The following is a 21,304-nucleotide window of genomic DNA, read 5'->3' on the forward strand; positions in this document are numbered from 1 at the left end:
TTATCTAGGAAGCGCTGCGTATGAGAAGTAGTAGGCTTAAGATTGTAAAAACATCCATGCTGTTAGCAGCCATATCTGTGCTGGGCATTACGTCAGCCTATGCCTCAGATGACCAATGCCGTGAGCTCACTGCAAGTGGAAATGCCGAATACCCTCCCTATTTATGGCGTGATCCGAATCGTCCGGGCGAGTTGGCTGGAGCGGTACGCTACTTAATGGATGACCTTTCTGACATACTGGGCCTTCCTATTCGTGTTGTGGACAGCGGACCTTGGGGACGGACACAAGAGGAGGTTGCAGCAGGACGAATTGATCTGATAGCAGGTGCCTTTTTTACTTCAGCTCGAAGTGAGTGGATGGACTACCTAGAGCCCAGTTTGATGCTGACTCAAACAGCTGTTTGGACCGCCGATGACAAAGAGATCAACTACTCTGAGTGGCGCGATTTAATTCCCTATCAGGGCGTCACTGTGATTTACAACAGCTTTGGCCAAGCATTCGATCAGTTTGCAAAAACACATCTAAGCATCACAGAGGTGGGCAGTCTAGAGCAAGGCTTGCTCATGGTGGCCAGTCAGCGAGCGGACTATCTCATTTATGAAGACCAACCGGGTCTGATCTTTGCTCAAAAGCTAGGGGTCTCGAATATAAGGGCTTTACCCCGTGCAATTACTCAGCAAAAACTCTTTTTAACCTTTTCTAAATTATCAAAATGCAACAGTGAGTCGCTCAAACATCGAATTAGTGATGCATTACGTATTATCCAAGAAGAGGATCGGCAGTCCTATTATCTTGCTAAAGCCAGTGCCTACTTTTCTCAAAATTAAATAAAAAGGTACACACTGGACCATGCTTAACTACAGCAAGCACAGGACGTTCAATATTTCACTAACCAAAAAATTTTTATTGGGTGTGATTCCACTGCTGGTCGTTGTCATGCTGGTTGCAACCAGCTTGTTGGTCGTTTACGAAAACAAACAAGCGAAGCGATTAGAAGCCCAGTATGTTCAGCAACGGGTCGACACGCTGGCAAGGCAATTAGCTGAACCCGTGTGGCAATTGGCACATAATGTTACTGCAAACATATTGACCGCCTCATTAGAGGATAAAGGAACCCTCTGTATCGTCTTAGAGCATGTGTCAGGTATAGTGCTAAATGCACAACCTCTGACAATTGGTAATTGTGGCTCAGCGGTTTTAGACGTGCGAGTCTTTCACAGTCCAGTGCATTACGAGGGGCTTGGTGAAGCACGGCGTGTTGCTGATTTATACCTTCATTACCGTCCTCAAACAGGGAACTTCATCGCTCATTTGATGCAAAGTATTAAAGGCTTGATGTTAATATTGATTACTGGGGTTCTGACGCTGGTTATAATTACAACCGCTTTGTTTCGCTGGATAATATTTAGACCTTTGGAGCAAGTATCGAACTCCTTGAAATTTTATCAATCCACTGGCGTTCGGCACCCAGTGGACTGGTCATCGAACGATGAGCTAGGCTTATTGATAAAAGATTACAATAATACCTTGTCACTGCAAGTTAAAACTGAAGAAGACTTAGCGAAGGCTCGGGATGAGGCGCACATCGCTTTAGAAAATTTAAAAAACTTACAAAATCAGCTTGTGCAGACAGAAAAACTGGCCTCACTGGGTAAAATGGTAGCCGGTATCGCGCATGAGGTTAACACGCCACTTGGCAATGCCAAAACCATCAGTACATCCTTAGACATAAAACTACAAAACTTTGATGCTCTTATAAAAGCCGGTGGATTAAAAAAATCCAGTCTAGAGGAATTCATATGTGAGTTTAAAGATGGTCTGCGAATTATGTCATCCAGTCTGCAAATGGCCGTCAAACAGGTGAATAGCTTTAAGCAGGTTGCCGTTGATCAAACCAGCATGCTCAGTCGAGAGTTTAATCTCAAGACCGTCGTTGATGAAATTTTAAGCACACTAAAGCCGCGCCTGAAGCATTTGAATGTCCAGCTAGATGTTGACATTCCAGAGAATTTTACGCTATTTAGTTATCCAGGCCCTTTGGGGCAAATTATTTTGAATGCAGTCAATAATAGTTTGACGCATGGTTTCGAGCACCAATCGCAGGGTGTCATTTACGTAAAGGCCTACACCGATGATGCGCAAACACTGGTGTTGATCATTGGTGATAACGGGTGCGGTGTGGCACCAGAATCGATCGATAAATTATTCGACCCTTTCTATACCACAAAGTTTGGTAAAGGCGGATCAGGCTTGGGCTTATATATTGTCTACAGTCTTGTAACGAAAATTCTGAAAGGATCGATTATTATTCGTAATAATCCGGGTTTGGAAATGGAAATTAGGATGCCTTTTCAGGTAAGCTCTGTTGAGACAGTTATAGTATCAAGTGAGAAACAGTGACGAACGATACATTTGAATTTGCGCCTGAAGACGATGCATTCGAAAGCGTCTCGGCAGGAGAGCCTTGGCAGATATTGCTTGTCGATGACGAGCAGCAGGTTCATGAAGCAACTCGGTTTGCGCTAGAGGGGAGTTTGGTTTTGGACAGACCCTTATCCTTTACCAGTGCTTACTCTGCAGCTGAGGCGAAAGCCATTCTTAAACAGCCTAAGCGTTTTGCTTGCGTCTTACTTGACGTTGTCATGGAAACAGAGCATGCAGGTTTAGACCTCATAAACTTTATTCGCTGCGACTTGAATGAGCATTCCACGCGTATTGTGATTCGGACGGGCCAGCCCGGGTATGCACCTGAGCTTCAGGTTGTGCATGACTATGACATTAACGATTACAAGCAAAAAACAGAGCTGACGACGACGCAGCTAATTGTAACACTAAGCACGGCCTGTCGATCTTTCCAACAACTTGAAATGATTAATCGCCATCGTGAAGGCCTGGAGTTGATTATTCAAGGCGCGGCTCAGATATTCTCTGAGCATGCTATCGAGACCTTTTCAGAAGGCGTGCTAGTCCAGTTATGCAGTTTGCTTGAGGTTGAGCATCATGCCATGCTGTGCCTACGCCAAGACAATGCGCATCGTGTACAAGTGATTGCGGGTTTTGGGCCCTATGCGTCGATGGTAGGGCACTCTATTGATAACATCGCCAATAAAGTGCTCGTCAGTCAGATCGAGCAGGTGTTGCAAACTCGTCAAAACTCAGTCAATGAACACCTTGCGATCTTGTACCTTAAGTCGCCATCTGATGATGAAATGGTCATTTGTTTGCACACTAGCCGAAGCCTGACGGAGAGCGATATCCGTCTCATTCGCTTGTTTTCGGTCTATGTTTCCGTTGGACTTGATAACGTCACGCTTTTTGAGCGTATTGAAAATCTTGCCTTCAACGATTATCTAACATCTGGACTCAATCGAAACGGTTTCATTAAGCATCTTGAAGAGCAAATGTGCCATCAAGACCCCTGTATGGTTTTGCTGGCTGACATCGATAATTTTCAAGCGATCAATGATGGTTTGGGGCATCGAATTGGCGATCTAACGCTGATTCGTATGCGTGAGCATCTGCAGCGTGTGCTGGGTGCAAGCTGTCCTATAGGGCGTATTTCATCAGACAACTTCGCCATTATCTTACCCATTGATGTCTATGATTCATTGCCAGACTTGATGAGTTCCGTGTCAGAGTCTTTAGGGCAGGGCTTTAGCATTAAGGATTACGAAGTTCCCGTTTCTTTAACGTTTGGTGTGGCTGTTTATCCAAACCATGGCTTAAATGCCTTTTCACTTCTGCAAAATGCAGGCATTGCACTCAAAAAAGCTAAGGCAGAAAAACGTGGGTCCTATGTTGTGTTTGGTGAAGGTTTTGAGCAAGAGCTTCAGCAGCGCTTAAAAACAACCATTGAATTACGTCATTGCATTGAGCTAAATGAATTGCGTATTGAATACCAGCCTCAGTACTGCCTTAAAACAAAGACCCTCAGTGGGGTTGAGGCATTAGTGCGCTGGCATCATTTAGGTCAGCTTATTTCCCCTGTTGTGTTTATTCCCATCGCTGAAAAATCAGGGTTAATTATTACGATTGGGGCCTGGATACTGGAGCAAGCTTGTTTGCAGCAGGTCAACTGGCTTCAAGCAACGGGTCGCAGTTTGCGCGTAGCTGTCAACGTATCCGTCCGTCAGCTTGTTGATCCTGGGTTTCTGAACACGCTTGACGCGATTCTGTCCCGCACGGGTATAGACCCCGCCCAATTGGAGCTTGAAATTACAGAGTCTATGATGATGAATGATCAGTCCCAAATGATTTTGATACTTCAAGCAATTCAAGATCGAGGCATTACGATTGCGATTGATGATTTTGGTACAGGTTACTCATCGTTAAAGTACCTTCAAGAACTACCTGTCAATCGATTAAAAATAGATCGTACGTTTGTTTCTAGCATGTCTGCATCGATTAAAGATCAACAATTGGTAAAGTTAATGATCGAAATGGGGCATTTGGTCGATTTAACGCTGATTGCCGAAGGGGTTGAAGAGGAGTCTGAAGGTGAATTGCTCAGTTCATTAGGCTGCGACGAGGCGCAAGGGTATTTTTATTCACGTCCTCAACCTGCGCACATCATTACGCAAATGCTCATGGATTCATAGCAGGCGCAATTTATGCGCCCGCGTCTATTAAGTGCTTTAGATGCTCAAGAATGATCGGGATGGCCGGTGGTGTATCCTGTGAGGGCATAAGCCTTACCAAGAGCCCACGATGTGAAGCATCTAAAACAACTTCTGATGCTGCACCATCAGGAAGCAGGGCAGAATCCAGCGGTACAACCCCATCACCGATCATATCATCAAGATCCAGTAATTTACCCGCGATGACGTGTGTTTCAACCTGAGAGGGCCATGCGCGTTGATTCAAGGTCTCTAAAAACTCACTTCCTGGCCTTAAGTCCAGCTTTGCCGCTCCGGTTCCGTCTCTGAGCCCTGAGAAAGCATCTAAGTGGCGCTCATTGTTTAGTGTTAAATGGTCTCGCAACTCAAGGAAACCGCGCATTCTTGCCCATTCTGAACCGTTATTGGGGGTTCCGATTAAGATAATGGACTTAACACTTGCGCCATCAACAAGTTCAGTTTCGGATACTGGATGTCGATGCTTTGAAACAAACTCTCTTGCAACAAGCCCTCCCATACTGTGTCCAATCAAAACAAGATCTACATCTTTTGGAAGACTAGGCCATTGTTCTGCTAAGTAGTTGGCGCTCATGTCCACGGCATGATCGTTCGGATAGTGGAATTCCCACACATTCAGGTCTAGCGCCTGCAACTGCGGTAGTAAATCTTGCCAGATGTTTCCCGGCTCATCTAATCCGTGAATTAAAACGACGCCAATAGGCTGGAGGGCGTCAGTTGTGTGCTTGGTGTGCATGCCATGCCAGCCGTCCTCTAACGACATCTGTTCTGGAAATTGTACCTCTAGCCATTCGTGCATCTGCAGACGCACCTCACGTTCGGTCGATGGATGTGTTTCAGACCAGAAAACCCAAGTAAAAAATGGAGCAAGTAGCACTAAGCTCCAGAGCAACAGACGATATTTGAATTTTTTAAATGGGCTTGTCTTGCGCATAGCTCTCTCTAATCTCGGCCACTTTTGTTCCTTTATGACACTTGTTCATCTATTTTGTGCCCTTAAAGAGCAAGGTTTAAAGTCGCTTGAACTCTTTCCAAAGCAAAACGGCTACAAACATTGAAAGGCATAAGTTTGAAATCGGTACGGCAATCCAAACACCATTCAGCCCCAAAAGCCAAGGCAAGGTTAGTAGGAAAGGTATCTGAATCATCATGTTAAAGAGTGTTATTAAAGTAGCTTTTCTAGCCAGTCCCAAGGATTGAAACCAGCTGGCAGCCAAGACTAGGAAGCCATCTAAGAACAAACCGCATAATTGCAAGCGGATTGCCCAGCGTGCTACAGCTTCGAGCTCAGGGTTTCCGCGACTAAAAAAACCGACAAAGAAATCCGGCACCCATAAAATCATGATGACAAAACCAACCCCAATGCCAATTCCGTACTGGGCGGCCAGCTTAAAGGTATCTTTAACGCGCTGGAATTGACGGGCTCCATAGTAATAACTCACTAAAGGCTGCATGCCGCCAGATATGCCTTCAGCTGTTAGATAGTAAAAAGCCATGAGGAAACCCGAGATGCTGTACGCGGCGACCTCAATGGCGGTGCCATATTTTAATAAGAGCACATTGTGCAAGATGACTGAAAAGCTGATGTATAAATACATTAGCATGCTCGAAGCACCTGTGCTCACAATGCGGCTGATTTGGCCAAGGGTTATTTTGAGATCCTTAAGTGACAGCTTAAGAGGGTTGCGCGACCCCATCAAAAAAAACAGGCAGATTAGAATTGAAAGACTTTCACCCAATACCGTTGCCAGTGCCGCTCCTCGCAACCCCCAGCCCAACCACGCGATAAACAGGGCATCTAATAGAATATTGCTGATGGCTCCTGTGAGCATGGCAAGGGTTGCTATGCGTGGGGCTCCCAGATTACGAACCAGAAAAGGCAAAGCAATGCTCGCTAGAATAATGGGAGCCGATGGGGCGATAATGCCAAGATAGGCATTTCCTTGTGCGGCCGCATCCTCTCTTGCACCTTGAATATATAAAAACCACTCACTATTATGGTGAAGGATAAGTGCAAGCGGGAGTCCGACGATACACAGTAAGGCGAGCCCATTGACTAAGAAGGATTTGGCGAGGTCATGCTTATCCGCACCCGTTGCGATAGACACCTGAGCGCCAGTTCCAATGCCAATCATCATGCCGACGGCAAGTAAAATACCTATCCAGGGCCATGCGAGATTAATTCCAGCAAGTCCCGATGGACCGATAAAATGCCCAACAAAAATTCCATCAATGATCTGATAGGTTCCACTCACCAGCAAAGCCGCAATGGATGGAAGGGTGTAGTGCCAAAAAGCTTTGCGTAACGAGGTTGTTTTTAAATCCATTTGTATTTTTGCCTATTGCGGATTCAGGGGTGTGAGTTCAACACACCTTGAAATGTATTAAAAATACTTAATATGTACCGTGTATTTATGGGTAAAGTTTAATGATACCTGAGCTGCCTTGCATATCACCAATAACCCAGATTTGTTCAAAGGGATGACTATCCGGTAAATGTACTAGATGTATATTGCGTATTAACTCTTCTTTATTCCAGAGCGGGTTTGCGTTGCGTATGACTAACCAAACGCGCTCACTGTGGTAGGTTTTTTGAGCCTTGCTCAACAAAAGTGTATTGAGTGCCTCCAATAGACGATCTTCTACTGGGCTCAGCAACAGGTGGTGCAAGGCCGATAAGGTTTGCTCGTTGATTTCTCTGCCTAGGATAAGCATGGCTTCCGCTTCGCTGCCATAGAGATGCGCAATCTCTAAATCCAGCTTTTGGTTGTCAAGATAACACGAAACATCTGGCTTTCGTGGCTCATTATGCCAGATGTGGCGCATGGGCAACTGAAATGCAGCCTCATAAAGGCGCATAAATAAGCGCGCAGCCTCGTGTTCTAATTTAATTTTTTCAGATTCACTTGGACTCATCATGCTTGAAGGCATCATTTAGAGAAAACATCTGAATATACTACTGTGGAAGATGAAAATACAAATCTTGCTCCATTATCAGTCGAATTTGGCTTTTTATTTAGTATGTTATACTATAACAAAAACAACATTATCAGAGACAATAAAAAATGCTTTTAGAACAGAATCTTACTTTTTCTCGTTACGCCGTATCGGGAACCGACGCATCAGTGTTAACCGAGATATACAATCCAGACACGCAGATATGCATTTGGAACCCTCAGTTCAGTCAAGACGTTCTGGAGTATGCACTGACCTTAAGGCAAGGAGCAGGCAATCTGTCACTTAGACAGGTCATAGCCCCATTAGCGCTTAGTGAATATCTGGCATCTGCGCTGCCTAATTCAGAGGCACGGCCCGTTTTTATAAATGAAATTCAAACCATAGCTGAAATGTTTGCCTATCTTTTTGAATTAGAACGAATTGGCTTTCGCATGGGGGTGCTGGAAAACGCAATGTGTCCCAAATTTCACACGGATAAAGTGCCTTGTCGATTGGTCGCAACGCTCAAAGGTAAAGGAACAGAGTGGTTAAATCAGTCCCAAACACTAAGTTGGCGTCAAGACAAAACATATGAACCTGCTTGGGAGTCATTAGAGCCGGGTCAGATTGCTCTTTTAAAGGGAGAAGGTTGGTTTGAAAACGAAGGGCAGGGTCTCGTTCATCGGTCTCCATCGGCTGGGCCGGATGACTGGCGACTTTTTTTGTCGATAGACTTTGCAAATTAACCCCATGCGCATAAGTAACAATTAGCATCGGGCAAACATAAAAATTGAACATTTACGTTATGTTTTATAAAAGCAGGGTTAGTTAAGCTTATTTTTTGAATAATAAAAATGAATAGGCTGAAACAAATGATCAGAGGTATTTTAACGCCTGCTGTAGTCCTGATGAATCAACTTAACTATAAGAACAAGTTTTGGTTGATGAGTGTGCTGTTCCTGTTGCCACTCTCCATCACGACGTATGTATGGATTGAAAGTGACATTGCTGAAATACAACAAGCACGCCATCAGCGCCAAGGGGTCAATGACCTCATTATTCTAAACGAAATACTTCAAGCGGCCATGTTACACCGCGATATAAAATCCGTTACTTATTTTCGAGATGATGCTTCACTTCTTGCATTCTCCAATCAAGAAGAGGCGAAGCTACGGCACTTAATTCAACTCTATCAAGCCCATTTGGAGCCTAACAGCGACACTATTTGGCAATATTTTTCCAATGAAGTGAGTCATCAAGGGGCGATAGAAGCACAGTTTGCCGCCCATCAAAATCTAGTTAATGAGTTATTCAGAGCGCAACGCAACATCGTTCAGCGAAGCGGATTGAATAAGGAGCATGATGAAAACATTGCGCATGTGCTAGAACTATTAATGCGCGACCTACCAACCTTGCTAAATTTATTAGGTCAAGTGCGCAGCTTTGGTATGTATGCGCTTCAGGGTGATTTTTTAGAATCCAGCCTAAGTGATCGCCTCAACCTAATCTATGACGATCTTTCAGAAGCTCAAAATAACTTTGAACGATCAGCCCGTTTAATCAATTTACCAGATGTCGCTCTGTCGAGTGAGCTGAAATCAGCCTCTTTGACAGCAAGAGAACATATGGATGAGCATATTATTTCAGCGATGTCTTTATCAATGAATTGGCAGGAGTACTTTAATTTAATTTCTAAAGAGATTAATGCTTTAGCCTCATCTTATAATGTATTACTTCCACAAGTTGATCGTATTCTTGAGCAACGATCCAAGAGCTTAACCAGTCAATTACGTACCGTGCTTTTCAGCTTGAGTCTATTATTGCTATTGATCTTGTATCTTTATGCGGGCTTTTATCGCTCTGTTAAAGAGTCAATACGACATATTTGGCAAGCTACTCACCGCATGGCGGAGGGGGACATGACCACGCGTATCTGCAGTCAAACACGGGATGAAATGAGTGAGATTACAAATGAGTTTAATCGAATGATTGATCACGTTCATCAGCTGATCCAAGCCGTTCAGAAAACAGCCGACGAAGTGGATCATCAAGCATCCAAAGTAGCTGAGATCTCAATTGACAGTCATGTCGCCATGCAAGAGCAACAAAAGCAGACTGAGTTAGTGGCCGTTGCCATGAATGAGATGGCACATTCCGTTGAGGAGGTGTCTACCTATGGGCAAAAAGCATTGGCATCAACGCTCGAAGCCGACACGCACACTCAGCAAGGCTACCAACAAGTTACTCAAGTCCTGAACGAAGTCAAAACCCTGGCGCATGAGATTGAGGTGTCAGTACAGGTCATTAATCAGTTCGCGGCGGACAGCTATAAAATTACTCAAGTGTTAGAAGTCATCAAAAGCGTTGCTGAACAAACCAATCTACTGGCATTAAATGCGGCGATTGAGGCTGCGCGTGCGGGTGATCATGGGCGGGGCTTTGCTGTTGTTGCGGATGAGGTTCGGACACTCGCACATCGAACACATCAATCCGTTGAAGATATCGAACTGATGGTGAGTAGTTTGATGAGCAGTGTTGATCAATCGGTAAAGGCAATGATCAAAAGCCAGGAGTTAGCACGCAACACCGTTCAAGAGTCTTCACAAGTTGGAGGCGCACTCCAGAACATTGCCAACTCAGTTCATACCATTGTGGAAATGAATGAACAAATTTCGAGTGCGGCAACAGAGCAGGCCAAGGTCGCTTCAACCATTGATCAAAACCTGGTTTTCATAAATCAGTTTGGAGACTCAACTTCAAAAAGTGCAAATCAAGTTGTTGCAGCCAGTCAGCAGATGACCGAGCTTTCATCGCATCTACGTCAGTTAATGGCGCGCTTTAGGGTGTAGGCTGGAGTTATTTCCAGCCAAGCTGCCATATGTCATGGTTCTTCAAGCTTTGCCAGGGCATAGGGTAGGTGTTTTTAGTCATCACGGCTTCAAGCACACAGGCGTGTACCCGTTCATTTTCATCGCGGACTAATTCAATAACTATAAAGTGTTTTTCTTTATTTTGAGGTGATACCGCTGTCCATTTGCTGTTGAGTAGCTTCTCAGGGTTTAGTTTATTCATTGTCTTCTGGCGATTCCGTCATGATTTGTTAGTATCTGTTAGATTACGCAAAGACAATACATCAGGATCTCTGTATTTTTTAAATTAAGATCCTCTGCAATCAAAGGATAGACGCATGCCAATTACTTCATTTTCTGCACGATTTCCATTCAAGACACTTGCTCTGACCGGTCTTTTGCTCAGTGCATCAGGTCTTGTTGCTGATACAGGTCTTCGTTACCAAATTCCGATACAGCCGGAAGCGGCTACGGGTTATCAGGAAAAGCCTGGCTGGAAAACTAAGACTTTCGCTGTCGCAGCGGCAAACCCCTTGGCAACCGATGCAGGATATCAAATCATTAAGGCGGGTGGATCGGCTTTAGATGCGGCAATTGCGGTTCAAATGGTGCTAACCCTAGTTGAGCCTCAATCCAGCGGTATCGGGGGCGGTGCTTTTTTAATGTATTTTGATGGCGAACAAGTGCTGGCATATGATGGACGAGAAACGGCTCCCGCAGCGGTCACTCCTGAACTGTTTTTAACCGAATCAGGTGAGGCATTAGGCTTTATGGATGCAGCCGCCAGTGGCTTGTCTGTTGGTGTACCTGGCGTGTTGCGCATGCTTGAGCAAGCCCATAAAAAGCACGGTAAGTTACCTTGGGCTGAGCTTTTTATTCCTGCGATTACCTTAGCTGAGCAAGGCTTTCCTATCAGTCCACGCCTACAAGGTCTGCTGGCCAATGAAAGCGCTCTGAAACTCAATCCTGCAGCAGCCTCCTTTTACTATGATGCGCAACAAACCCCCTTGCCAATTGGATATCAATTACAAAATCCAGCTCTGGCCGCTATTTTTAAAACACTCGCAGAGCAGGGCAGTGACGCTTTCTACACAGGCGAGATAGCTTCTAATTTAGTTGAGCAGGTCCAGCAACATCCAACCTATGCTGGTGCGATCAGTCTAGATGATATGGCTGCGTATGAACCCATTGTGCGGGAACCGATTTGTACCGATTGGAAAGTCTATCGCGTCTGTGGTTTTCCACCGCCTTCATCAGGCCATCTAACGCTTATGCAAATACTCGGTATTTTAGAGCAGCGGCCGATGATGACGCCCGCATATGAGAATGAGCTGATCAGTGTCGAATGGCTGCATAACTTTACGGAAGCTTCGCGCTTAAGCTTTGCGGATCGCGCGCTTTATCTTGCTGATCCAGACTTCGTGCCAGCACCAGGCAATCAGTGGGAGTCCTTAGTGTCGCCCGACTATTTGGCGCAGCGTGCCAACTTAATCGGTGAGTCTTCAATGGGAAGAGCTGAGGCTGGCAATCCCGGCGCTTGGGAGGTGAGCTTTGTCAGCATGCCAGACCAACCCGAATACGGTACCAGCCATATTAGTATTGTCGACCAGCAAGGCCATGCATTGGCAATGACCACCACGATAGAGGCTGCCTTTGGCTCAAGAATGCTTGTGGATGGAGGAACAGGGCTTGCTGGTGGCTATTTGCTCAACAATGAGCTCACTGACTTTTCATTTCAGCCCACAGATGAGCAGGGGCGTCTAATCGCGAATCGCGTCGAGCCAGGTAAACGTCCTCGTTCCAGCATGAGTCCAACCCTTGTCTTTGATCGCGAGACGGGCGACTTTGTCGCAAGCTTAGGATCACCAGGGGGCGCTGCGATTATTCATTATACAGCGCGTACCTTGATTGCCATGTTGGATTGGGGGCTGAATGCACAAGATGCAATCAGTCTTCCCCATGCGCTTAGTTTCAATGGGCCCACCCTGCTTGAGGCCGAGCGTTTCCCGGACGCAACACGCCATGCATTAGAAGCCAAAGGCCATGAGGTTGTAGAGCGTGATTTAACCAGCGGGTTACAAGCCATTCAAAAAGATGAGTCTGGTTATTTCAGCGGGGCTGATCCACGTAGAGAGGGCGTGGTGATGGGGGAGTAATCCCCCGCTAAGACAGTTCGTCTAAGTCGATTGGGCCCCATACGGGATATACATCTCCCGGGCCAGGGTTTGCCAAAGACGACTGCCCGCCAAAATGGTTCATCACACCCCAAACGGCATTGAGCGCTGTCTGTACAGCGCCTTCAGCCCATGCGGGTGTCCAACTAATATCATCACCTGCTAGAAACACACCCTTATGATCCGGCGAGAGCGTTTGTTGCATAAAGTGTCCATACATTCTGTGGTTATAGCGATAGTGCCCAGGCAGAGCGCCTTTGAATGCACCTAAAAAGTTGGGATCATTTTCCCAGCTGACGGTTATTGGATTGCTGCGAATATGCGACTTGATATCAACATCGGGATAAATTTTAGACAGCGCGCTCAGTGCCAATTCCGTCCGTTTTTCGGCATCCAGCGGTAACACCTTTAGCGCATCACTCATCCACGAATAGCTTAAACACATTACACCGGGTTGATCAGGGCCGTGATCAAATAAATAGGTGCCTCGCGTTAAGCGATCCGTTAACGTCATCGACATTAAATCTTCGCCCGTTTCAGGGTGTCTATCTTTCCAGAAAGGGCGATCAACCATGACAAAGGTTTTTGCGGACTGCATATAACGTGTTCGGTCTAATGCCATCCACAAAGGCTGACTAAATAAACTTTCTTGAGTATCTATGGCCGTGGTTAACAGCCAACTCTGGCACGTGCATACAATGGCATCAAAACGGTCTGTATGACCGCGACGATCCGTGACGTATAAACCCTCAGGGTCGCGAAAGAGTTTTGCAGCCCCAGGTCTTGGTGCACCTTGGTTAAGCTTTTGTAAGGAGGTACCATTTGGCCAATAGGATAGATCTTCAGGCTCATGAGACCACAAACGTTTTGGCAACTGCTCAACACCCCCTATCACTAAATGTTGATCCGTGTCGCATGCAGTCACATTGACGCGCAGGATTTCCAACATAGTGTTTGAAAAGTCTGAGTCCCATCCCCCTGTACCAAAACCGACTTGGCCAAATATTTCACGGTGACGAAAACTCAAGTGGCGAAATGCCTTGGAGGTGGTAATGAAATCATAAAAAGTGCGTTCATCCCACGCCTTTACCAACGGATTCCAGATGGCTTTGATGGCATTTGGATCTCGACGCTGTATCGCGGCCTGAAGCGAACTAAAGTGAGCACCTTCTTCTAAGGCAGAATCATAGGCCTGCGCGACTTCTTGAAAAATAGGCGGTAAATCCGAGAGCGTTTTCGCATAAAACCGCTCTCCCTCTAACTCAATAACGGTTGAGCCAGCCGCGGGAGTGAGGGGATTAGGGAATGGCGCTGTCTTCAAATTCATCAAATCTAAATAGTGATAAAAACTGCGTGAAGAGGTTGGAAAGCGCATTCCGCCTAATTCTGCAATCATGTGCTCTGCACCCTCAAACGATGCCGAGCGAAGACGCCCTCCTAGTTGCCCCGATTCATAAAAAACCGGACGAAGGCCCATGCGCATCAACTCATATCCACACACCAAGCCGGCTATGCCCGCCCCGATGATCGCTACCTTGGCACCATGACGATTGACCGGTATCCTGCCCAAGCCCTCAGGGTGCTTTAACCAGTGGTCATAGGCAAACGGAAAGTCGGGGCCGTACATTGAAAAAGGGGCATCCATGGGTTCATCTCCAAGATCAGTATAGGTCTAAACGTCGGTCAGAAAGGTAAGGCATTTGCCTACGAGCCGTTTCGATGTCTTTTTGCTGGATATCTGCGATTAGCATGCCCGTGCTATCTTCAAGCGTTGCTACACACTGACCATCGGCAGCACATATGGAGGATCTACTGCAATAATCGATCGAACGCCCTAAACCTGTGTAATTAGCGTAGGCGATCACCATGCCATTTTCCATTGAGCGGCTGGGTATCATGTGTGTAGCGACCGTCGTGAAAGGGTGCATGTTAGCCGTTGGGACAAGCAACAGATCCGCACCTTGGCATCGATGCCAGCGGACAAGCTCCGGAAACTCGACATCGTAGCAAATCGCTAAACTTATTTTAAAATCTCGATACGTGACGGGTGCCATTAATTCAGATCCTGCACAAAAACGGCTTTTATCTAAGTCACCATACAGATGGGTTTTACGATAATTTTGCAGGCATTTACCTTCAGCCGAAATGAATTGTGCCGAGTTATAGAAGCGCCCTTGCTCATCCATCTCTGCATATCCAAGCACGATGGCAAGCTGGTAGGTTTTTGCAAGTGTTCGGGCCTTTTGTAATATTGCATCGTCAACAAAGAGTGCCAGGCTCGAAAGTGCTTCTAGAGGAGCCTCATAGCCTGTTAAGCCCATTTCGGGGGTTACGAGTATATCCGCTCCTTGTTGAGCGGCTTCTTCGCATAAGGCTTCTAGGCCATAAAGCTCGGTATCCGTCAGTGCCGTTGGAGATGTCTGAGCAACAGCGATTTTCATGGTTTTGTCCTTACCTGGATTGTTGGGTTTGAGTATGGATATAGGATAGTAGAAGATCTAGGTTATTACCTCGCTATAAAGCTGTACGTTATAAATCAAAGGTGCTCAGGCGATATAGATCGCTTTTATCCTGACTTTGCCACCAATAGCGTTCAGTTGCGTAAAGCCTTTGAGAATTTCTTGAGAGTAGAGCTGGATTCAGTCGGTACTGAAATGGTGATCAATGAGTTCGTAAACTCACTCTATGGTGAAGAGGGGGCGGTACAGCTGATTAGCGGCCTGCATGGCCTGAATTTAAAGATAGATAAGCAGCTAAGTGAGGTCTGTATGGAAGCAGACGCGATCATTATCGAAACATCATCAATCAAAGCTTTAACCGTATGGCTAAATAGCTGGAACAACTGATGTTCCTGTGAGGCTATAACATATAGTAAAAATGTTTTAAGATTGTAACTATTCAGCCATTATCAGCTGGTTATTTTAAATAAACTTAATCAGCTTATAAAAGCTGAGTAAACATAAAGGTTTTTGACGTTGAAGCAGGTTGAAATTGTTCTAGAAAAAATATTGTGGAATTCACGATTTCTGGTTCTAATCGCAGTTGTTTCTAGCTTGTTAGGATCATTGGTGCTTTTCGTCGTTGGAACCATGGATATTTTCAAAGTGGCGTGGATGACATTTGAATACTATCTTGGGTCGAGTGACCAGGATATTCATGACTTTATCATTACCGATATCATCTTAGCCGTTGATATTTATCTGGTAGCGGTCGTTCTGCTGATGTTTGGTGCAGGGTCATACAGGCTATTCATTTCGCCGATAGATGAGTCGGAAGAAAGTGGAGTCGCTCATCCATTCAATATCCAGACATTTGATGAGTTAAAGGATAAGATCGTCCGGGTAGTGATTCTTGCAGTGATAATCGAATTTTTCAGAGCAGTGGTAGACATTCGGTTTACTACTCCACTGGATGCAATATACTTGGCTTTATCGGTTTTCGCATTAGCAGCGTCTGTTTATCTGATGAATTTAAGCCACAGTAAAAAAGCATAGATAGAAAGGTGCGCCTGTCATCATTAGAAATGCTCATTAATCTCTGGGATGCTAGCGAAAACATCAAAAGGTAAGGACACCATAAGCAAACTCATTGCACATTTGATTGCTTATGGTGTTAACACTGGAACCGATCACATAACTGAGCACGTTAAGACGGCGGTAGATACTGGTGAACTTACATTGGAAGTGGCGTCGTGTGGTATGTCATTCAGAATGCTGATGGAAGACAGTTGGTCACAAGAGATCGTGCCTGAATTGAATTAATGAATCATTTGTTGGTGTTGAGTTGTCTCCAACCTTGTCGCCCCTTTTAAAAAAGGGGCGAAACTCAAAAGGAATATCAAGTTAACGAGGATTTAGATGAGTCAGCCAATACCGACTTCTTATAATCAAATTATTGCGCATACGATTGAACAGGCACTTGCTCTATCGGCTAATGCAAAGAACGAAAAGGCTATTGCTGGCTTTTGCCAGTTACAAGGCCCCACAGGCGGTGGTAAAAGCAGTTCTCTGTATCGTAGCCCAGACGGGAAAATTCCAGCGAGCCTTGAATTTATAAAATCCAAAGGGTTGCAGGCCATATTGGTCACCCATCGCTAGAACATCCTGCATGACATTTATGAAAGTGCCACGAGTGCAAAAGACAGTTCAGGTAATCCACTGCTCGTTAGTATCCTTTATGCTCAGGATGAAACTGTCGTTAGTGCGGTTTCTCAAAGGGCACTGCCACATGAACAAGGCGTTCAAAAGTCTGACTTGCCCGATCCTTATAAGGCCATTGAGGACATCCATGGTTTAGGAGTGTTTCGTTCTAATGCTGATAAAGAGGCTCTCGTTCGTGCTTGCCACAACGTTGCGGCCATTGCCCGTAATGTTCAGTACAAAAAGAAAAATCCTGATTCGATGGGCGTCTTACTCGAACGAGAAGAGCAGGAACTAAGAAAACTGTGTGGCTTTGTCGAGCGCACGCTACTTGGGGGTATGTCATCCTTAGAGAAGGCAGTGAAGTATGCCAGTAAGCACCATGGCAAGACGCATGAACTCACAGAACAAGCAAAAGAAAAGCTTCGTTTATATAGAGAAAATAAATGGGTGCGTCGAATTTTCCCAGCAATTGCTTGGCACGATGATAAGCAACATTTGCTGGTGTTAACGACGCAGAAGCTGTTCGCTTCCTTTTACGACGGTAAACAGAAAGTCAGAATGTCGAGCGGACAACTGGCCGGTAAGGTGATATTTGTTGATGAGTTTGATTACCAAGCCGACATTTTACAAACATTACTCGCACAATCCCAAATGGTTCAAGAGCCGCCTGAGTGTATTGGTCAATTACTTGAAGGGGGTAAGCGCCTATTAGCGCGAATGCAGTTTGTTACTGCTGAACCTATACCTGAGCTTTACAGTGAGCTTAAACAGCTTATTGCGGAGTTAGAGGAGGATTTGACCAGCAAAGGGGTCGATCTGAATCAGTCTAGGGCGCTGGTAATGCCCTTAAAACAGTATGAATTAGGTGTTCCGTTCGAAAAGAAATATCTGTTTCGCTCAGATCACTTAGTAACCAGTGAGCCTTTGCAGTTACAGCAAAAACCTCATGGCTTTGAAGTGAAAAGTTATGGGCAAAGCGATGAAGAATTAATTGATGTCGGTGATTTTTTGCGTGTGATGGAGAAATATATCAGACGCTTCAGTTTATTGCTGTCGCAGTTCGCAACCGATGAGTCCGAAGCCTATGAGTATCTCGTTCGGCTAAACCGATTGCTGTTTGATCCTGCGAATGACTATCGACCATCCTACTACAGCACAGCGTTACCCAGTTTATCACTGTTCTCCTTGCCTCGCACTAGCTTGCCTGAGTTAGAAGAGCTCAGTAAATCAAACCGATTGCCTAATACTCAGACAAATATGTTTGGCCTAACAACCTGGCTATTAACCACTGATGAAGCTGAAGCGGATATTGACCCGTTGAGGATCAAGATTAAACGCGCACTATTGCCGACAACACCAGAAGGGTTAATGGTTTCGTTATCGAGTCGAAACATCGTTTTTGCACTATCCGCAACCTCTTATATCGAAAGGGGGATTGGTCATTTCGATATACGCTGGATTGAAAGCGCTTTGCGTTACGTGGCTCAGGCCCGCAATCCACAATGTACCGAGAGTTTTTTGGGCGATAGCTTTGAGCAGCGCCCCGAAGATTGGTTTAAGAAGCCGATTCCATATTTACAAACTGACGAGGATAAGCAGTTACAAATGGCGGTGATCCGCTCGTTGGTTAAAGACAAATCTGAAAAGCGTCGCTCGACACTGAAAACCACGATTCATGACTTTGATGATGCTATCAATGCGCCAGTTTTTCAGGAGGCAAAACTGCATTTGAACGCTGCATTTTTTGAGGCTGAGCACTCTGATTACAAGTATGAATACCGTCAGTCTGTGTTGTTTAAATTACTGCACGTTCTGCATTTGGCAGCGAATGAGCCACAACATAAAGGACACCTGGCCTTTGTTAACTCAGTCAAATACCTTCGGAAGTGGTTGATAAGTGATACCGCAGAAAACAGTAGGATCAGCGCGGATTGGCTTGAAATGGAGCGTTTAACCACTGGCGTATTGTCTTCTTTTGACGATGTGTTTATTACTTTGGCTGTCAACGGTAAGCCCATGATGATTTGCTTGCTCAATGCTGAAGCACAAAAGCGAGAAGGATTTGAGCGCGCCTATCAAGCGGCGTTCGACTCTGGCCGCACCGTGGTGGTAATGACACAAACTGCATCCGCTACCAATGGCATCAATTTGGACTACTCCTTGCCCAACTCTCAAGGACAGATGGATCTGACGTCACTGTTTATTATTGAAAGTAAGCACTTTTACTTTTCACCATGGGATAGCAATGACGCTGATGATGAAATGTCTCATGCTGGCTTTCAGCTCAGAAACTTAGAAAAATTAGTCAGACGTTCAGAGTTTTCACGCAAGCAGCAGCGGCAATTTATTATGCCGTTAATGAATAACTCAGTCGCTAAAATCCAGGAGCTAAACAAGCTCTATAAAGGGACAAATGACTACGTTAAGAATCTTGCTGCTGACGTGCAGCAGCAAGTTGGTCGTATTGAACGTGCTTGGACGTATGTGCCCCATGTCGCCATTCATTTAAGCGATGATTTAGCAGGCCATCTTCGCAACTACGGCCAATTAACCGTTTGTACTAACAACCGAAATTGGGTTTCAAACCTTAATAATCAGCTGATTGATGATCTTACTCATTCCGAAGATGCATCGGTTTCCAACTTTTTTACCCTGTTGAAAACGCGATCCCAAGATGGCGCTGCTGCGGTAGATATTATTGATAACAAGTTAGTTTCCGCTATCCGAGATGTACGACAAGGTAAGGGTTGTATCGAAGATATTTCAGTGCTTTGGCATGAACTAGGCCGCGCTGTATTGCAGCATGATCTCCAATGGATGCCGCATAACAACACGTTTGGCATTACTGAGCCTTTGTGTCGTTGGGCGTGCTTTGAACGGCCCAAGGAAACAAAGGTTACTGGTGAAATATGGTACGACCCCAAAAGTTGGCAGTTCTTTGAAAAGCGTGCAGCGGGATTGATTAAGTATAACCCACAGACGCTTTATGAGGTTGTTAACCGGCAACCTGCTATTTCGGATTGGTTTAATCGTAAAGGTTTTCGAACATCGTTTCAGCCGTATGCCAATGACATTGAAGAGCAATTTGCGTTTCATCCCGTTGTGATTCAACGAATTTTACAAGGGCGTATTGGTGAGGAAGGTATTCGCGCACTGCTGAATGACAAGCAGCTAGTCACTAAACAAGACGTCTACAACCATGAGCTGTTTGAATTATATGATTTTGAGATAGCCAACGCGGATGTCTTTGTTGATGCTAAATTTTGGTCGATAGCTGCTCTGGAACAGTCAGATGAAGGCTTTGAGCAATGGCTTGCTTCAGGAAAGAATCCTGAATTTGCGCCTTTGGGATTAATTAAAAAGCTGGAAAAGATCCGACAAATCCGTGGTGAAAATGCCATTTTGGTTATCGCGAACCTATTGACTGGTGAAGATTGTTCCTTATCGGGCTTTTCTGGAATGTTGGAGCCAGTAAAAGTTGAGAATGCTTCAATCCTGTTTCTCCCAGGTTGTTTGATGAGTGATGGATATCAAATGACGTCTGGCTTTAAGTGGTTTTCAAAAATAGTTTGGCAGCGTATGGGGGAGCAAGGTTAATGGATAAAAATAAAGATTTGAGGAAGTTGCCGCTGTCTCATTTGGTTTATTTGAATAGCGAGGTTGATGCAGATAAAGCCAATAAATTTGTTGTTTATCACTATCCACTTCTCAATAACAGCTATCAGTGGAAAGAGAAGAAAGCCTGGGAAGAGCGTATTGATGCTGAACTAGACAGTCGGCAGTTTGCCTATTTAATGAAAAAAAATGGTAATCAGTTTGGTCTCTATGTGGCTTTACAAAGTTCAAGTGATATTCCTCCATCTATTGTAGACGCTGAGTTGCAACCTATTACTCCCGTTCGAGTTGAATATTCACCGGTGTTAAATCCTGTGTGGATTCGACTAATGATGCGATCATTACGGGCTTTTGGCGGTCATTGTAAAGGCGCTTACAGTTTAGGTTGTCCGTTATTGAAAGTAGATAGCTGGGCTGGCGGTGTCAATGCGATCAGCCTAGATTGTAGAACTCAGCAGTTAAATGATGGTAATACCACTGAAATTGCTCTCTTTTATACCAATGTTCCATTAAGACCGTTATCTAATGATGATGATATAGATCGCATTCAGAAGCCTCTATGGGTCTATGACAAAAATAAGGTACTCGTCAGGTGGTATCCTGGCCATGAAAGAAAACCGAGAGGTACACTGTTTAAAGAAATTGGAAAGAGTAAAAATTCACGGAAACAGCGTCCGTTTCTGGATCTTTCTACACCAACTAGGTTTGAGCAAAGTTGGCCTATGGTGTTAAAACCAGTGCAAGATGCGTTTATCCTTTTTGCGCGTGACTATGGTTTTGAACTTTCAGCTAAAACCTTAAATCTCCAACCACTGATGTTGAAAACAAAGCATAATGAACTGGTCTAATAGAACTGGACACTTTAATTAGCGACAATATCAGTCAGCTATTGAGGTGTCATTATGAGTCAGAAACGAACCTACAAACAGTACTCAACTGAGTTTAAAGAAGAA

General features: G+C 45.0%; 17 protein-coding genes. 11 read left to right on the top strand and 6 right to left on the bottom strand.

Annotation, left to right across the window (positions count from 1 at the left end; translation table 11 throughout):
- The first annotated feature begins 20 nt into the window (after positions 1-20).
- Genes F5971_RS12585 through F5971_RS12595 form a run of 3 tightly spaced genes read left to right on the top strand, consistent with a single transcriptional unit; the run spans position 21 to position 4,598 of the window.
- Complete coding sequence (locus tag F5971_RS12585; protein WP_193495159.1) at positions 21-827, top strand: substrate-binding periplasmic protein; 807 nt, start codon at positions 21-23, stop codon at positions 825-827.
- Between the two features lie 22 nt (positions 828-849).
- On the top strand, positions 850-2,400 hold the full coding sequence (locus F5971_RS12590) for a sensor histidine kinase (RefSeq protein WP_193495161.1): 1,551 nt from the start codon (positions 850-852) through the stop codon (positions 2,398-2,400).
- The gene (locus F5971_RS12595) at positions 2,397-4,598 is read left to right on the top strand and encodes a two-component system response regulator (RefSeq protein WP_193495163.1); all 2,202 of its coding nucleotides are present in this window, start codon (positions 2,397-2,399) and stop codon (positions 4,596-4,598) included. The genes F5971_RS12590 and F5971_RS12595 overlap by 4 nt, the downstream gene beginning before the upstream one ends.
- Before the next feature lie 10 nt (positions 4,599-4,608).
- On the opposite strand, the gene F5971_RS12600 is transcribed toward F5971_RS12595, so the two are convergent.
- The 3 genes from F5971_RS12600 to F5971_RS12610 form a co-directional block, all read right to left on the bottom strand.
- Complete coding sequence (locus F5971_RS12600) at positions 4,609-5,568, bottom strand: alpha/beta hydrolase (RefSeq protein ID WP_193495165.1); 960 nt, start codon at positions 5,566-5,568, stop codon at positions 4,609-4,611.
- A gap of 76 nt (positions 5,569-5,644) precedes the next feature.
- Positions 5,645-6,961, bottom strand: coding sequence for an MATE family efflux transporter (locus F5971_RS12605; RefSeq protein WP_193495167.1), 1,317 nt, complete (start codon positions 6,959-6,961; stop codon positions 5,645-5,647).
- A gap of 85 nt (positions 6,962-7,046) precedes the next feature.
- Positions 7,047-7,568, bottom strand: a complete 522-nt coding sequence (locus F5971_RS12610; RefSeq protein WP_237748529.1) for a hypothetical protein — start codon at positions 7,566-7,568, stop codon at positions 7,047-7,049.
- Positions 7,569-7,699: 131 nt separating this feature from the next.
- Between F5971_RS12610 and F5971_RS12615 the strand changes: the two genes are divergently transcribed.
- Together F5971_RS12615 and F5971_RS12620 are read left to right on the top strand one after the other, a co-directional pair.
- Positions 7,700-8,317, top strand: a complete 618-nt coding sequence (locus F5971_RS12615; RefSeq protein WP_193495170.1) for a DUF1826 domain-containing protein — start codon at positions 7,700-7,702, stop codon at positions 8,315-8,317.
- A gap of 126 nt (positions 8,318-8,443) precedes the next feature.
- Positions 8,444-10,420, top strand: a complete 1,977-nt coding sequence (locus F5971_RS12620) for a methyl-accepting chemotaxis protein (protein WP_193495172.1) — start codon at positions 8,444-8,446, stop codon at positions 10,418-10,420.
- Between the two features lie 7 nt (positions 10,421-10,427).
- On the opposite strand, the gene F5971_RS12625 is transcribed toward F5971_RS12620, so the two are convergent.
- Positions 10,428-10,643: a TIGR02450 family Trp-rich protein gene (locus tag F5971_RS12625; RefSeq protein ID WP_036509026.1), complete on the bottom strand. Its 216-nt coding sequence runs from the start codon at positions 10,641-10,643 to the stop codon at positions 10,428-10,430.
- 115 nt (positions 10,644-10,758) lie between these two features.
- On the opposite strand from F5971_RS12625, the gene ggt reads away from it, so the two are divergent.
- Positions 10,759-12,576 (top strand): gamma-glutamyltransferase, encoded by a 1,818-nt coding sequence (gene ggt, locus F5971_RS12630; protein ID WP_193495175.1) that lies wholly within the window; start codon positions 10,759-10,761, stop codon positions 12,574-12,576.
- A 7-nt stretch (positions 12,577-12,583) separates the two neighbouring features.
- Here the strand turns inward: ggt and F5971_RS12635 are convergent, their stop codons facing one another.
- Together F5971_RS12635 and F5971_RS12640 are read right to left on the bottom strand one after the other, a co-directional pair.
- The gene (locus tag F5971_RS12635; RefSeq protein WP_036509018.1) at positions 12,584-14,239 is read right to left on the bottom strand and encodes a flavin monoamine oxidase family protein; all 1,656 of its coding nucleotides are present in this window, start codon (positions 14,237-14,239) and stop codon (positions 12,584-12,586) included.
- 16 nt (positions 14,240-14,255) lie between these two features.
- A complete protein-coding gene (locus F5971_RS12640) occupies positions 14,256-15,035 on the bottom strand; it encodes a carbon-nitrogen hydrolase family protein (protein ID WP_193495177.1) in 780 nt (259 codons plus the stop codon).
- Positions 15,036-15,215: 180 nt separating this feature from the next.
- Here F5971_RS12640 and F5971_RS12645 point away from each other — a divergent pair, with 180 nt between their 5' ends.
- The 5 genes from F5971_RS12645 to F5971_RS12660 all read left to right on the top strand — a co-directional run bounded on the left by F5971_RS12645 (position 15,216) and on the right by F5971_RS12660 (position 21,199).
- Positions 15,216-15,440, top strand: a complete 225-nt coding sequence (locus tag F5971_RS12645) for a hypothetical protein (protein WP_036509013.1) — start codon at positions 15,216-15,218, stop codon at positions 15,438-15,440.
- Positions 15,441-15,569: 129 nt separating this feature from the next.
- Positions 15,570-16,088, top strand: a complete 519-nt coding sequence (locus tag F5971_RS12650) for a YqhA family protein (protein ID WP_036509010.1) — start codon at positions 15,570-15,572, stop codon at positions 16,086-16,088.
- Positions 16,089-16,451: 363 nt separating this feature from the next.
- Positions 16,452-16,691, top strand: a complete 240-nt coding sequence (locus F5971_RS18415) for a hypothetical protein (RefSeq protein WP_223116322.1) — start codon at positions 16,452-16,454, stop codon at positions 16,689-16,691.
- A 156-nt stretch (positions 16,692-16,847) separates the two neighbouring features.
- A complete protein-coding gene (locus F5971_RS12655) occupies positions 16,848-20,333 on the top strand; it encodes a hypothetical protein (RefSeq protein ID WP_223116323.1) in 3,486 nt (1,161 codons plus the stop codon).
- Positions 20,333-21,199, top strand: a complete 867-nt coding sequence (locus F5971_RS12660) for a hypothetical protein (protein ID WP_223116324.1) — start codon at positions 20,333-20,335, stop codon at positions 21,197-21,199. Before F5971_RS12655 ends, F5971_RS12660 begins: the two co-directional genes overlap by 1 nt.
- The last annotated feature ends 105 nt before the right edge of the window (positions 21,200-21,304 follow it).

It is taken from the genome of Nitrincola alkalisediminis (assembly GCF_009821115.1).
GTDB classification, from domain to species: domain Bacteria; phylum Pseudomonadota; class Gammaproteobacteria; order Pseudomonadales; family Balneatricaceae; genus Nitrincola; species Nitrincola alkalisediminis.

Excerpts from the sequence above, each read along its gene's own strand:
- F5971_RS12585 (WP_193495159.1), top strand. The coding sequence starts at position 21 with ATGAGAAGTAGTAGGCTTAAGATTGTAAAAACATCCATGCTGTTAGCA.
- F5971_RS12590 (WP_193495161.1), top strand. The coding sequence starts at position 850 with ATGCTTAACTACAGCAAGCACAGGACGTTCAATATTTCACTAACCAAA.
- F5971_RS12600 (WP_193495165.1), bottom strand. The coding sequence starts at position 5,568 with ATGCGCAAGACAAGCCCATTTAAAAAATTCAAATATCGTCTGTTGCTC.
- F5971_RS12605 (WP_193495167.1), bottom strand. The coding sequence starts at position 6,961 with ATGGATTTAAAAACAACCTCGTTACGCAAAGCTTTTTGGCACTACACC.
- F5971_RS12610 (WP_237748529.1), bottom strand. The coding sequence starts at position 7,568 with ATGATGCCTTCAAGCATGATGAGTCCAAGTGAATCTGAAAAAATTAAA.
- F5971_RS12615 (WP_193495170.1), top strand. The coding sequence starts at position 7,700 with ATGCTTTTAGAACAGAATCTTACTTTTTCTCGTTACGCCGTATCGGGA.
- F5971_RS12620 (WP_193495172.1), top strand. The coding sequence starts at position 8,444 with ATGATCAGAGGTATTTTAACGCCTGCTGTAGTCCTGATGAATCAACTT.
- F5971_RS12625 (WP_036509026.1), bottom strand. The coding sequence starts at position 10,643 with ATGAATAAACTAAACCCTGAGAAGCTACTCAACAGCAAATGGACAGCG.
- ggt (WP_193495175.1), top strand. The coding sequence starts at position 10,759 with ATGCCAATTACTTCATTTTCTGCACGATTTCCATTCAAGACACTTGCT.
- F5971_RS12635 (WP_036509018.1), bottom strand. The coding sequence starts at position 14,239 with ATGGATGCCCCTTTTTCAATGTACGGCCCCGACTTTCCGTTTGCCTAT.
- F5971_RS12640 (WP_193495177.1), bottom strand. The coding sequence starts at position 15,035 with ATGAAAATCGCTGTTGCTCAGACATCTCCAACGGCACTGACGGATACC.
- F5971_RS18415 (WP_223116322.1), top strand. The coding sequence starts at position 16,452 with ATGAGTCAGCCAATACCGACTTCTTATAATCAAATTATTGCGCATACG.
- F5971_RS12660 (WP_223116324.1), top strand. The coding sequence starts at position 20,333 with ATGGATAAAAATAAAGATTTGAGGAAGTTGCCGCTGTCTCATTTGGTT.